The organism is Tepidimonas alkaliphilus (assembly GCF_007556595.1).
In the GTDB taxonomy this organism is placed as follows: Bacteria; Pseudomonadota; Gammaproteobacteria; order Burkholderiales; family Burkholderiaceae_C; genus Tepidimonas; species Tepidimonas alkaliphila.
The window spans coordinates 159,272-172,118 of the sequence record NZ_VJNB01000002.1; the positions used below are offsets into that span (position 1 = coordinate 159,272).

Below are 12,847 nucleotides of genomic sequence, written 5' to 3' on the forward strand. Positions count from 1 at the left end.
TCTCAATCCGACCCCGCGATCCGCTCGACGCCGGCCAGCACTTGCCGCACCGCGCGCCGCCATCGCTCCAACGCCGACTCGGCCCAATCGCGGCTGCGCTGCGGCTCGAAGCGGCGCTGCAGCCGCCACAGCGCGCGCAGTTCCTGCGGCCCGGCATAGACGCCCGCGCCCAGTCCGGCCAACCAGGCCGCCCCCAGCGCCGTGGTTTCCGTCACCGCGGGGCGCAGCACAGGGATGCCCAGCAAGTCCGCTTGAAACTGCATCAGCAAATCGTTGACGGCAGCCCCGCCGTCCACCCGCAACTCGCGCACCGGCTGTGCCCCATGGGCTTGGGCGTCGGCGTTCATCGCCTGCAACAACTCGGCGCTCTGGAAGGCGATCGACTCCAGCGCCGCGCGCGCGATATGCGCCACCGTCGTGCCGCGCGTCAGCCCGACCAGCGCCCCGGTGGCGTGCGGCTGCCAATACGGCGCCCCCAGGCCCGTGAAGGCCGGCACCAACACCACGCCGCCCGCATCCGGCACGCTTTCGGCCAGTGCCTGCACCTCGGCGCTGGCGCGAATGGCGCGCAGGCCGTCGCGTAGCCACTGCACCACCGCGCCGCCGACGAAGACGCTGCCCTCCAACGCAAATGCGGCGGGCGCCTGCGGCGGCTGCGCCGCAGCCGTGGCCAGCAGCCCGTGCTGGGATGCAACCGCCTGCGCCCCGGTGTGCAGCAGCATGAAGCAGCCGGTGCCGTAGGTGTTTTTGGCCAAGCCCGCCTCCAGGCAAGCCTGCCCGACCAGGGCGGCCTGCTGATCGCCGGCCACCCCCGCGATCGGCAGCGGCGGCAGCGTCAAATCAGGGGCTTGCAACACGGCGGGATCCAGCTCGCCAAAGAGGTGGCAGGATGGATGCACCGTCGGCAGCCACGCGGCGGGCACCTCCAGCGCCTGCAGCAGCTCCGCGCTCCAGGCTTGCGCGCGCAAATCCCACAGCAAGGTGCGCGCGGCGTTGCTGACGTCGGTGGCGTGCACCCGCCCGCCGGTCAGACGGTAGAGCAGCCAGCTGTCGATCGTGCCAAACGCCAGTTCGCCCGCCTCAGCTCGGGCGCGCAAGCCGGGCACGTGATCCAGCAACCAGCGCAGCTTACCGGCCGAGAAATACGCATCCAGCCGCAAGCCGGTCAGCGCCTGCACGCGCGGCTGCCATCCTTGCGCGCGCCAGCGCGCGCAAGCCTCCTCAGCGCGGCGATCTTGCCAGACAATGGCGCGGTGCACCGGCCGGCCCGTGGCGCGCTCCCACACCACGGTGGTTTCGCGTTGGTTGGTGATGCCCAGCGCCCGCACATGCCGCACCTTGGGCCCAAGCTGGCGCAGCACCTCCACCAGGGTGCGGCGCTGCGTTTGCCAAATTTCTTCGGCATCGTGCTCCACCCAGCCCGGCTGCGGAAAATGCTGGGTGAATTCACACTGCGCTTGCGCCAGCACATGCCCCTGGCGGTCAAACGCCAGGGTGCGCGAACTCGTGGTGCCCTGATCAAGCGCCAGCAACACATCCATGGCGGCGTTCACTCCCCGGCCACAACGCAGGCCACGTCGGCCTCGCGCAGCAAAGCGTCAAACGGCGGCGGCGGCGCGCGGTCGGTGTAGAGGCGCGTCAACTCGCCGATGTGGCCAACCTCTACCATGGCCGGGCGGCCAAACTTGCTGTGGTCGGCGCACAGCCACACCTGGCGGGCATGCTCGATGATGGTGCGCGCCGCCTTGACTTCGCGCACGTCGTAATCGCGCAGCGTGCCGTCGGCTTCGATGGCCGAAATGCCAATGAGCGCGATATCCACGCGAAACTGTCGCAGAAAATCAATCGTGACCTCGCCGACAATCCCGCGATCGCGTGCGCGCACCACACCGCCGGCGATGATGACCTCGCAATCAGGGTTGTCGGCCAAAATGGCCGCCACGTTGAGGTTGTTGGTGATGACGCGCAACCCCCGATGCTGCAGCAGCGCGCGCGCCACCGCCTCGGTGGTGGTGCCGATGTTGAGAATCAACGAGCAGCCCGCCGGCACGTCGCGCGCGACCGCGCGCGCAATCGCCTCCTTGGCCGCGGCGTTGAGCCCCTGGCGCTGCTGGTAGCCGAGGTTTTCCACCGTCGAAACCGGCGTGCGCACGCCGCCATGGTAGCGCGCCAGCAACCCGCGCTGCTCCAGCTCGCGCACGTCGCGACGCACCGTCTGCAGCGTCACGCCAAAGCGCTGCGCCAGCGCTTCAATGGTTAGTGCGCCGGCTTGTCGCACGGCAGCCAGCAGCTCGCTTTGACGCGGGTTGAGGGCGCGCCGACGCGGCGCGGCAGAAGCAGCCATGCCGAAATGGTAGCGCAGCCCCTGGGGATGAAGGGCTTTGGATCGAATTCGAACAGAAACGATCAAACTCAACTATCATCGAAAAAGTATTGTTGTTCGCCCTCGCCCTACCATGCTGCCCTCTATGGCCCCTGCGACCTTGCCCGCTGACGTCGATGTGCTGATCGTCGGCGGCGGCATCAACGGCTGCGGCATCGCGCGCGATTTGGCGGGCCGCGGCGTGCGCGTGCTGCTGTGCGAGCAGCATGATCTGGCCGCGCACACGTCGTCCGCCTCCACCAAGCTGATCCACGGCGGCTTGCGCTACCTCGAATACGGCGAGTTGGGTTTGGTGCGCAAAGCCTTGGCGGAACGCGAGGTCTTGCTGCGCATCGCGCCCCACGTGATCGAGCCGCTGCGCCTGGTCATGCCGCACGACGCCGGCATGCGCCCGATGTGGATGATTCGGCTCGGCTTGTGGCTTTACGACCACCTGGCCCGGCGCGAGCTGCTGCCCGCCTCGCAAGCGCTGGATCTGCAGCTTCATCCTGCCGGCGCGGCGTTGCAGCCCCAGTGGCGGCAAGCGTTCGCCTACAGCGACGGCTGGGTGGACGACGCGCGCCTGGTGGTGCTCAACGCACTGGATGCGGCGCAACGTGGCGCCACCGTGCTGACGCACACCCGCTGTGAGCAGCTGCAGCGCCTGCCGCAGCATTGGCGCGCACGCCTGCGCGGCACGGACGGCCGGCTGCACGAAGTGCGCGCGCGCGTGGTGGTCAATGCCGCAGGCCCCTGGGCAGAGGCGTTTTTGCAAGGGCAGGCGGGCTTGCGCCCCGGCTGTCACTTGCGGCTGGTGCGCGGCAGCCACATCGTGGTGCCGCGCCTGCCGCAGCACGAGACGGCGTATTTGTTACAAGCCACCGACCGCCGGGTGCTGTTCGCCATTCCTTATGAAGAACGCTACACCCTGATCGGCACCACGGATGTGGAGCACCACGGCGACCCGGGGCAAGCGATCGCCGATACGCAGGAAATCGCCTACCTGTGCCGCGAGGCCAGCCGTTACCTGCGGCACCCGGTACACCCCGACGACGTGGTCTGGCACTACAGCGGCGTGCGCCCGCTGCTGGACGACGGCGCCGACGCCTCCGCGGTCACGCGCGACTACCGGCTCGAATGGGACGTCGAACCCGGGGCGCCCCTTTTGACTGTCTGGGGTGGCAAGCTCACCACCTACCGCACGTTGGCGCTGGAAGCGGCGCAACGCCTCGCTCCTCATTTGGGACTGGGGAAAGTCGCGGACTGGACGCGCCGCGTCGCGCTGCCGGGCGGTGACTTCGACGACCTCATTGGCCCCAGCGCCACGCCGATGCAAGCCCGCCAACGCTTCACGGAGCATTTGCAACAGCGTTACCCCTGGCTGCCAACCGCGGTGGCCAAGCGCTGGGCGCGCAGCTACGGCACCCTGGCGCTGAAGTGGCTGCGCGACACGCAAGGGCCGGCCGACCTTGGACGCGAAGTGGCGCCAGGACTGTTTGAAGCCGAGCTGCGCCACCTCGTGCGGCAGGAGTGGGCGCGCAGCGCCGACGACGTGTTGTGGCGCCGCAGCAAGCTGGGCTTGCACCTGGATGCCACGGCGCGCGCGCGCGTGGCCGCCTGGTTTCAAACCTGAGCGTCGCGCTCGGCCTGTTCGAATTCGTTTTGCAAGGCCGTGATCGAGCTGGCGTAGTCGCGCGCCATGTGCTTGATGACGCGCATGGTCTCTTGAGCCTGACGGGCCAGTTGCACCACTTCATCCACTCGCTGCAAGCCCTGCTGCACCGCTTGCACCGTGTGACCCGTATGGACGCGAAACTGCTCGATCGTGCGCGCAATGTCCACGGTAGCCTCGCGCGTATTCTCCGCCAGACGGCGCACCGCATCGGCCACCACCGCGAAACCCCGACCCGCTTCCCCGGCGCGGGCGGCTTCGATCGCGGCGTTGAGCGCCAAGATATTGGTCTGAAACGCAATATCCTGGATTTGCTGCACGATGCCCGAGATGCGCTGGATCTGGCCGTCCATTTGCGCCGTGTCCTGGGCGGTGCCTTGCAGGGCGGCAGCCATCTCGGCGATGCGCTGCGCGGTCTCTTGCACAATGCTCTGGGCCTGCGCGGCCTGCTCGTCGGAGCGCTGCGCGATGCCATGCGCCTGCTGGACCGATTGCACCAACCGCTGCGAGCGCAACACCCGCTCGGTAATGTCGTAGGCCAGCTTGACCACCCCCACCACACGCCCGTGCGCGTCGGTAATCGGGTTGTAAGATGCCTGCAGCCAGACCACGCTGCCGTCCTTGCGACGGCGCTCGATGCGATCGACGAACGGGCGCCCTTCGCGCAGCCGCTGCCAAAACGCCGCATACTGAGGGCTGGCGGCGTAGTCCGGCGCGCAAAAAATGCGGTGATGCTGGCCCACCACTTCGGCCGCGCTGGCGTAACCCATGGTGCGCACAAACGCCTCGTTGGCGTAGCGCACCGTGCCTTGGGTGTCAAACTCGATGATGGCGGTGGTGCGCTGCAACGCCGCTTCCAAGTCATGCGCCCGTTGCTGGGCATCCAGCCGCTCGGTCACGTCGGCCTCAATGGCATAGACCCCCTGCAAGCGACCGCGCCGGTCGCGCACCGGGTTGTAGGACACCCCTACCACAATGGCCCGCCCGTGCACGCAGCAGCGGCGGAAAATATCCTTGACCGTGCGGCCCTCCTGCAGTGTGGCCCAAACGCGCTGCCAGTGCGCTTGCTCTGACGATCCCTGTCCGTGCCAGGCAGCCACCGATTGGCCGCACAACGCGGCTGGATCCGCGGCGTCATACAGCTCGGCATAGCGCGCATTGCAGCGCACGATACGGGCGCGCTCATCCAACCACGCCACGGCATTGCCGGCTTCCAACGACGTCAACACACGGCGGGCCGCCCCCGCAGGCCAAACGGTTGTTCTCCTCCAGCGCATCACAGCCTTTCGATGAAAAAGAGGGAATGGGTCGATCGAGCCCGCGATGCTGCCATACCACCCTGGGTAGGGTTCAATGGGGAAAACCTGGAGGCGCCGTGCCGCCGTTCAAATTTTTGTCATAAAACGCGCGGATGATTGCGCTCTTGATAGAATGTTTTCGCTCCCGTTCACCCTCAACCCCTTTTGACAGGAGTCACGTTATGGCCTTCCGCCTTCGGCACTGGCTGGCCGCCACCGCTGCGGCTCTGGGCGTCACCGCCGTCCACGCGCAAACCGAAATCGTCTGGTGGCACTCGATGGGCGGAGCCCTGGGCGAATGGGTCAATGACCTGGCCAACGAGTTCAACGCCAGCCAAAAGGACTACAAGGTGGTGCCTGTCTTCAAGGGCAGCTACGACGAGTCGATGACGGCCGCCATCGCCGCGTTTCGCGCCGGCAACGCGCCGCACATCCTGCAAGTGTTTGAAGTCGGCACCGCCACCATGATGGCCAGCCGCAACGCCATCGTGCCGGTGGCCGAGGTGATGAAAAAAGCCGGCGTGACCTTCGACCCCAACGCCTACGTCGATGCGGTCAAGGGCTACTACACGGCGCCCAACGGTCAAATGCTGAGCTTTCCGTTCAACAGCTCCACCACGGTGCTGCACTACAACAAGGACGCCTTCAAAGCCGCTGGCCTGGACCCCAACAAACCGCCAAAGAGCTGGCCGGAAGTGGCGCTGGCGGCGGCCAAGCTGAAAGCATCCGGGCACAAATGCCCGTTCACCACCAGCTGGCAAGGCTGGACGCAGCTCGAAAGCTTTTCGACCTGGCACAACGTGGAGTTCGCCACCAAGAACAACGGCTTTGGCGGCCTGGACGCGCGGCTGGCGTTCAACAGCCCGCTGCACGTGCGTCACATTGAAAACCTGGCCAACATGGCGCAGCAGGGCTTGTTCGTTTACAAGGGGCGCGGCAACGCGGCGGACGCCACCTACGTGTCGGGCGAATGCGCGATGATGACCGGCTCGTCGGCGCTGTATGGCAACGTCAAGCGCAACGCCAAGTTCGATTTTGGCATCTCCACCCTGCCGTATTACCCCGACGTGCCCGGCGCGCCGCAAAACACCATCATTGGCGGCGCCAGCCTCTGGGTGATGGCTGGCAAAAAAGAGTCGGACTACAAGGGCGTGGCGCAATTTTTCGCTTACCTGTCCAAGCCGGAGGTGGCGGCCAAGAGCCACCAGCGCACCGGCTACCTGCCGGTCACCAAAGCGGCTTATGAGCTGACCGAAAAATCGGGCTTTTACAAGCAAAACCCCGGCACCGATGTGTCGGTGGAGCAAATGATTCGCAAGACCACCGACAAGTCGCGCGGTATCCGCTTGGGCAATTTTGTGCAGATCCGCACCATCGTGGACGAAGAGCTGGAGCAGGTGTGGGCCGGCAAGAAAAGCGCCAAACAAGCGCTGGATGATGCGGTGCGCCGCGGCAATGAGCAGTTGGAGCGGTTCCAGCGCGCCAATCAGGGCCGCCTGTGACGACGGTTGAGTGAGCTGAGTCACGCGCCACGATGGAAAAACGCGTTCGTTTTCAGGGCCGCTGGCTGCCATGGCTGCTGGTGGCCCCGCAGTTGGCCATCGTGGCCATCTTTTTCTTTTGGCCGGCGGGCCAGGCGCTGCTGCAAAGCGTGTTGGAGCAAGACGCATTCGGCCAATCGGTCACCTTTGTCGGACTGGAAAACTTCCGCCGTCTTTGGAGCGACCCCACCTACGTGCAGTCGTTTCAGGTGACGGCGATCTTTTCCCTGTTGGTGGCAGCCATTGGCCTGTCGGTGTCGCTGCTGCTGGCGGTGATGGCTGACCGCGTGGTGCGCGGCGCGCGTTGGTATAAAACGCTGCTGATTTGGCCGTACGCGGTGGCGCCGGCGGTGGCGGGCGTGCTGTGGATGTTCATGTTTGCCTCGCCGATGGGCGTGGTGGCGTGGGCGTTGCAGGGCGTGGGCATCGATTGGAACCACCGGCTCAACAGCCAGCACGCGCTGGCCTTGATCGTGCTGGCCGCCGTGTGGAAGCAAATTTCCTACAACTTTTTGTTTTTTCTGGCTGGCTTGCAAGCGATCCCGCGCTCGCTGATCGAGGCCGCCACGCTCGATGGCGCCAGCCCATGGCGGCGCTTTTGGACGATCGTCTTTCCGCTGCTGTCGCCCACCACGTTCTTTTTGTTGGTCATCAACGTCGTTTATGCCTTTTTCGATACCTTTGCCATTGTGGATGCCACCACCCAAGGAGGCCCAGGCAAAGACACCGCCATCCTGGTTTACAAGGTGTATCACGACGGCTTTAAAGCGCTGGACATGGGCGGCTCGGCGGCTCAGTCGGTCATTTTGATGGCTATTGTGATCGGTCTGACCGTGATCCAATTCCGCTACATCGAACGACGCGTCCAATATTGAGCAACGCCCATGGTTGAACGACGCCCTTGGCTTGACGCGCTGGCTCACGCCGTTTTGATTCTGGGTGTGGCCATCGTGGCCTTTCCCGTCTTGCTGACGCTGGTGGCCAGCACCCAAAGCGCCGAGCAAATCGCCACCAGCCGCCCCTTGTCGCTGCTGCCAGGCGCCCACGCGCTGGAAAATTACCGTCTGGCCCTGTTCGGCGGCGAAACCAGCGCCGGCAGCCGCTTTGCGCCGGCGCTGCCGATGTTGGGCGTCAGCCTCATCATGGCGCTGTCGATCGCCATCGGCAAGATCATCATTTCGCTGCTGTCGGCGTTTGCCATCGTCTATTTCCGTTTTCCGCTGCGGGGGCTGGTGTTTTGGGCGATCTTTGTCACGCTGATGCTGCCGGTGGAAGTGCGCATCGGCCCCACCTACGAAGTGATCGCCGGCCTTGGCATGCTCAACAGCTACGCCGGCTTGACCATTCCGCTGATCGCCTCGGCGACCGCCACTTTTCTGTTCCGGCAGTTTTTTCTGACGGTGCCTGACGAATTGGTGGAAGCCGCGCGCGTCGATGGCGCTGGGCCGCTGCGCTTCTTTTGGGACGTGCTGCTGCCGATGTCGCGTACCAGCATCGCGGCGCTGTTCGTCATTCAGTTCATTTACGGCTGGAACCAATACTTGTGGCCGCTGCTGGTGACCACCGACGAGTCAATGTACCCGATCGTGCTCGGCATCAAACGCCTGATCGCCGGCGAAGCCTACACCGAATGGAACATCGTGATGGCCACCGCCATGCTGGCGATGCTGCCCCCGGCCGTGGTCGTGCTGGCGATGCAACGCTGGTTCGTCAAGGGCCTCGTCGATAGCGAAAAATAACGTCTGACCCCTATCCGCATGGCCAGTTTGCATTTCGACCGTGTCGTCAAGCGCTACGACACCGCACGCCACCCAAGCTTCACCGCCATCCATGGCCTCAGCGCCGATGTCCACGATGGCGAGTTCGTCGTCATCGTCGGGCCGTCCGGCTGCGGCAAATCGACGTTGCTGCGCATGGTGGCAGGGCTGGAGACCGTCACCGACGGCACCATTCGGATCGGCACCCGTGTGGTCAACAACCTGGAGCCTGCGCAGCGCGACATCGCGATGGTGTTCCAGAATTACGCGCTGTATCCGCACATGTCGGTGTTCGACAACATGGCCTATGGCCTGAAGCTGCGCGGCGTGCCCAAAGATGAGATCCGCCGCCGCGTCGAGCAAGCCGCGCGCATTCTGGAGCTGGATGCGCTGCTGACGCGCAAGCCGCGCCAACTCTCGGGCGGGCAGCGCCAGCGCGTGGCGATGGGGCGCGCCATCGTGCGCCAGCCACAGGTGTTCCTGTTCGACGAGCCACTGTCCAACCTCGACGCCAAGCTGCGCGTGCAGACGCGGCTGGAAATCCAAAAGCTGCATCGAGACTTGGGCATCACCAGCCTGTTTGTGACGCACGACCAGGTGGAGGCCATGACGCTGGCGCAGCGCGTCATGGTCATGAACGCCGGTCGCATGGAGCAGTTCGACACGCCCGAGGAGGTGTATCACCGCCCCGCCACCACGTTTGTGGCCACCTTCATTGGCTCGCCGGCGATGAATCTGTTGCGTGACGTGCCGGGCAGCGCGCCGGGGCGGCTGCTTGGCGTGCGGCCCGAGCACTTGTTGGTGGACGAAACCGGCCAAGGCTGGCCGGTGACGGTGGAGGCACTGGAGCTGCTCGGCGCGGAGCGGCTCATCCATGGGCGCACCCACGGCCAGCCGATCACCGTGCGCGTAGCCGAAAGCCACCCCTGCCACCCGCAGGTGGGTGACACGCTGCATGTGCGCCCCATGGATGACAGGCTGCACCACTTCGACGCCGCCACCGGCCAGCGCATCTAAGGTAAGGGACGGGACGATGCACCTCACCCCAGCACACGCTGAAGGCGCATGGCCCTTGCCGCGCTGGATCGCGCACCGTGGCGCCGGCAAAAAGGCGCCTGAAAACACGCTGGCGGCGTTTGAACTGGGCTGGCGGTCGGGCTGGCGCGCGTTTGAATGCGACGTCAAGCTCTCCGCCGACGGCGTGCCATTTTTGCTGCACGACGCGACGTTGGAGCGCACCACCAACGGGCGCGGCCCAGCCGGCGCGTTGCCATGGGCCGAGCTGGCGCAGCTGGATGCGGGGCGCTGGCACAGTCCTGCCTTTGCGGGCGAGCCGCTGCTGCGCTTGGATCGCCTGGCCGCATGGGCGCTGGAGCGTGGGGCCTGGCTCAACCTGGAAATCAAGCCGTCGCCCGGTACGGAAACGCGCACCGGCGCCGAAGTGGCGCGCGCCGCAGGGGCGCTGTGGCGCGCGCACGGCGCCGGCCAGCCCGGTGGGCCGGCTTGGCCGCTGTTGACCTCGTTTCAGCCCGCCGCCTTGCAAGCGGCGCAAGAGGCAGCCCCGCAGCTGCCGCGCGGCCTGCTGCTGGATCGTTTGTGGCCCGGCTGCTGGGCCGTGGCGCGCAGTCTGGGCTGCGTGGCGGTGGTGTTGAACCACCGTCTCTGCAACGCCGGGCTGCTGGCTCAGCTGCGCTCGATGGGCTGGTGCACGCTGGCCTACACCGTCAACGATGCCGTCCGCGCCGAAACGCTGCTCGGCTGGGGGCTGGATGCGATCATCACCGATGAGGTGGAAACCCTGGGGCCGGGCCGGCCCGCCAACGCTTGATCAAAATCAACGGGTTTGACCCGACGGCACGGTCGCCGCACACTCGCACGCCAAACGTTCAACCCTCGGTGTTGCGAAGAAGGAGACCCAGGTGCCGACGAAGTCCAACGCCATCCGCCGGCCCGCCCCACATGGGGCCTTGGTGATGTCCGCCGTTGCCACCGCCGCGCTGGCCTGGAGCCCCGCCGCTGCAGCGCAGGCGCAGGCCGATGCGGCGCTGCCGGACGTGCAGGTTCATGCGCCGCGCGAGACCGACCTGCCCCGTGGACAGGCAGTGCAACCCCGCCGCGCGCGCCCGGTCAGCGCCGACGTCAGCGAAGCGCTCGCGGAAGTGCCCGGCGCCTACACGCTGGAAGCCGGCGGCCTGTCACGCTTGCCCGTCCTGCGTGGCCTGGGCGATGAGCGGCTGCGGCTGCAAATCGATGGCATGGATTTGTATGCCGCTTGCCCCAACCACATGAACACGCCGCTGTCCTACCTCGACCCCAGCCAGGTGGAACGCTTGCAAGTCTGGGCCGGCCTGGCGCCGGTGTCGGCGGGGGGCGATGCCATCGGCGGCGTGGTGGCGGCGCAGACGCCAGCGCCGACGTTTGCCGCTGCAGGCCAAACGCAAACCCAGGGCGACCTTGGACTGTACGCCCGCAGCAATGGCCACGCCTGGGGCCTGCGCCTGGGAGCGCAGCACGCCACGCAGCATTGGAGCCTCAGCTACCGTTTGGCCGCGGCTGAAGCGGACAACTACCGCGCCGGCGCAGCGTTCAAGACGTATGATTTCACCGGGCGCGCGGGCCATGCCCTGCCGCGCGATGAAGTCGGCTCCAGCGCCTACCGCACGCGCAACCATATCCTTGGCTTGGCTTGGCAGGACGGCGCGCACCTGTGGGAAGCCAAGCTGTATGCGCAAGACATGCCGTATCAGCTGTATCCCAACCAGCGCATGGATCTGTTGGGCAATGACAGCACGAAGTTGAACCTACGGTATCAGCAACGCACGGCGTGGGGCCAGTGGCAAGCCCGCCTGTGGCACGACAAGGTGCAGCACGCCATGGACTTTGGCCCCGACAAGCGCTACTGGTATGGCATGGCCTCGGGCGGCGGCTCCAGCGTGGACGGTCGCCCATGCAGCCCGTTGGGACCGCAGTGCGCCGCGGGCATGCCGATGCTGACCGACAGCGCCACCACCGGCGCCAAGGTGCAGGCCGAATGGGCTGTGAGCGAGCAGACGGTCGTGCGCGCCGGCGCCGAGCTGCACCGCTTCCGGTTGGACGACTATTGGCCGCCGTCGGGCGGCGGCATGTGGCCCGGCACCTTCTGGAACATCCGCGATGGCCAGCGCGACCGCCACGCGCTCTACGCCGAGGTTCAGTGGAGCCCTGCACCGCTGTGGAGCGCGCAAGCCGGTCTGCGCGTCGAGCGCGTGCGCACCGATGCCGGGCCGGTGCAAGGCTACAGCGACGCGCCCAATGCCATGGGCCGGCAAACGCAAGACGCGCAGGCGTTCAACGCGTTGGATCGACGGCGGCGTTTCACCACGCACGACGTGGTGTTGTCGGCGCGCCACCAGCCGCGCTCCACGTTTGAGCTCGAGTTCGGCTTGGCACGTCGAGAGCGCGCCCCGGGCCTGTATGAGCTCTACCCATGGTCCACGTGGCAGATGGCAGCGCTGATGAACAACTTCGTCGGCGACGGCAACGGCTACGTCGGCAACCCGAACCTGCGCTCTGAGCGGGCTTACACCGCCTCGGCCAGCGCTCAGTGGAAGGCAGCCAACGACGCTTGGGCGATCAAGGTCGAGCCCCATGTCACCCAGGTGCGCGACTTCATTGACGCCGAGCGGCTGCCAGGTCAGTCCGGTGAGCGGCGTTTCGTGCTGCTGCGCTACGCCAACGTGCCGGCACGCTTGTATGGACTGGATCTCTCGGGCCGCGCGCTGCTGGCCCACGACCCTGCCAACCGCTGGGAACTGCGCGGCCAGCTCAGCCACCTCAAGGGCCGCAACCGCCGCAGCGGCGACGGACTCTACGCCATCATGCCGCTCAACGCCCGCCTGAGCCTGACGCACCAAACGGGCGCATGGGAAAGCACCGTGGAATGGGTGGCGGTCAAGGCCAAGACAGATGTTTCGAGCGTGCGCAACGAAGTGCCGACGCCTGGCTACGGGCTGATGAACGTGCGCGCCGCTTACCGCCTGGGCCGAGGCAAGCTGGAGTTTGGCATCGACAACGTGTTCGACCGTCTCTACGCCTTGCCCACCGGCGGGGCGTATGTGGGGCAAGGCACGACGATGACCAACCCGTCGCCGCCCAATGTGCCGCAATGGGGCATCGCGGTGCCTGGGCCAGGCCGCTCGCTTTGGCTGGCGTATCAGGTGGCGTTCTAAACGCCCCGG

Annotated in this window: 10 protein-coding genes; 7 read left to right on the forward strand and 3 right to left on the reverse strand. The window is 66.4% G+C overall.

From position 1 onward, the window contains the following. Positions 1–2: 2 nt before the first annotated feature. Together glpK and Talka_RS02885 are read right to left on the reverse strand one after the other, a co-directional pair. Positions 3–1,541, reverse strand: coding sequence for a glycerol kinase GlpK (glpK, locus tag Talka_RS02880; protein WP_143889609.1), 1,539 nt, complete (start codon positions 1,539–1,541; stop codon positions 3–5). An 8-nt stretch (positions 1,542–1,549) separates the two neighbouring features. Next, a complete protein-coding gene (locus tag Talka_RS02885; protein WP_143889610.1) occupies positions 1,550–2,344 on the reverse strand; it encodes a DeoR/GlpR family DNA-binding transcription regulator in 795 nt (264 codons plus the stop codon). Between the two features lie 124 nt (positions 2,345–2,468). Between Talka_RS02885 and glpD the strand changes: the two genes are divergently transcribed. Then, positions 2,469–3,995, forward strand: a complete 1,527-nt coding sequence (gene glpD, locus Talka_RS02890) for a glycerol-3-phosphate dehydrogenase (RefSeq protein ID WP_246100541.1) — start codon at positions 2,469–2,471, stop codon at positions 3,993–3,995. On the opposite strand, the gene Talka_RS12215 is transcribed toward glpD, so the two are convergent. After that, positions 3,986–5,263, reverse strand: a complete 1,278-nt coding sequence (locus Talka_RS12215) for a methyl-accepting chemotaxis protein (RefSeq protein WP_221933840.1) — start codon at positions 5,261–5,263, stop codon at positions 3,986–3,988. The genes glpD and Talka_RS12215 overlap by 10 nt on opposite strands. Before the next feature lie 251 nt (positions 5,264–5,514). Here Talka_RS12215 and ugpB point away from each other — a divergent pair, with 251 nt between their 5' ends. The 6 genes from ugpB (at position 5,515) to Talka_RS02925 (ending at position 12,838) form a co-directional block, all read left to right on the forward strand. Beyond that, positions 5,515–6,834, forward strand: a complete 1,320-nt coding sequence (gene ugpB, locus Talka_RS02900; RefSeq protein ID WP_143889613.1) for a sn-glycerol-3-phosphate ABC transporter substrate-binding protein UgpB — start codon at positions 5,515–5,517, stop codon at positions 6,832–6,834. Positions 6,835–6,866: 32 nt separating this feature from the next. Then, a complete protein-coding gene (gene ugpA, locus Talka_RS02905) occupies positions 6,867–7,748 on the forward strand; it encodes a sn-glycerol-3-phosphate ABC transporter permease UgpA (protein WP_143889614.1) in 882 nt (293 codons plus the stop codon). 9 nt (positions 7,749–7,757) lie between these two features. Continuing rightward, positions 7,758–8,612, forward strand: a complete 855-nt coding sequence (gene ugpE, locus Talka_RS02910; RefSeq protein WP_143889615.1) for a sn-glycerol-3-phosphate ABC transporter permease UgpE — start codon at positions 7,758–7,760, stop codon at positions 8,610–8,612. A gap of 18 nt (positions 8,613–8,630) precedes the next feature. Continuing rightward, positions 8,631–9,647, forward strand: coding sequence for a sn-glycerol-3-phosphate ABC transporter ATP-binding protein UgpC (gene ugpC, locus Talka_RS02915; protein ID WP_143889616.1), 1,017 nt, complete (start codon positions 8,631–8,633; stop codon positions 9,645–9,647). 16 nt (positions 9,648–9,663) lie between these two features. Further along, the gene (gene ugpQ, locus Talka_RS02920; RefSeq protein ID WP_143889617.1) at positions 9,664–10,458 is read left to right on the forward strand and encodes a glycerophosphodiester phosphodiesterase; all 795 of its coding nucleotides are present in this window, start codon (positions 9,664–9,666) and stop codon (positions 10,456–10,458) included. A gap of 145 nt (positions 10,459–10,603) precedes the next feature. Beyond that, positions 10,604–12,838: a TonB-dependent receptor plug domain-containing protein gene (locus Talka_RS02925; RefSeq protein WP_143889618.1), complete on the forward strand. Its 2,235-nt coding sequence runs from the start codon at positions 10,604–10,606 to the stop codon at positions 12,836–12,838. Positions 12,839–12,847: the final 9 nt, after the last annotated feature.